Below are 261 nucleotides of genomic sequence, written 5' to 3'. Positions count from 1 at the left end.
TGGCTGGGGTGCAGGGATTCGAACCCCGGAATGCTGGTATCAGAAACCAGTGCCTTACCGCTTGGCGACACCCCAATAGGTGTTAGATCAAATTGTCTTTGTATGGCTGGGGTGCAGGGATTCGAACCCCGGAATGCTGGTATCAGAAACCAGTGCCTTACCGCTTGGCGACACCCCAATTATCTGGTGGCTACGACGGGAATCGAACCTGTGACCCCATCATTATGAGTGATGTGCTCTAACCGACTGAGCTACGTAGCC

General features: G+C 53.6%; 3 tRNA genes. All 3 read right to left on the bottom strand.

The features are described 5' to 3' along the window. Nucleotides 1-75, bottom strand: a tRNA-Gln gene (locus SB719_RS20920). A 28-nt stretch (nucleotides 76-103) separates the two neighbouring features. After that, a tRNA-Gln gene (locus SB719_RS20915) sits at nucleotides 104-178 on the bottom strand. A 6-nt stretch (nucleotides 179-184) separates the two neighbouring features. Continuing rightward, nucleotides 185-261: transfer RNA gene (locus tag SB719_RS20910), tRNA-Met, on the bottom strand.

Origin of the sequence: Pantoea sp. SIMBA_079 (assembly GCF_046940275.1) — a bacterium.
GTDB lineage: Bacteria > Pseudomonadota > Gammaproteobacteria > Enterobacterales > Enterobacteriaceae > Pantoea > Pantoea borealis.
This window is presented reverse-complemented; position numbering and strand designations above follow the sequence as displayed.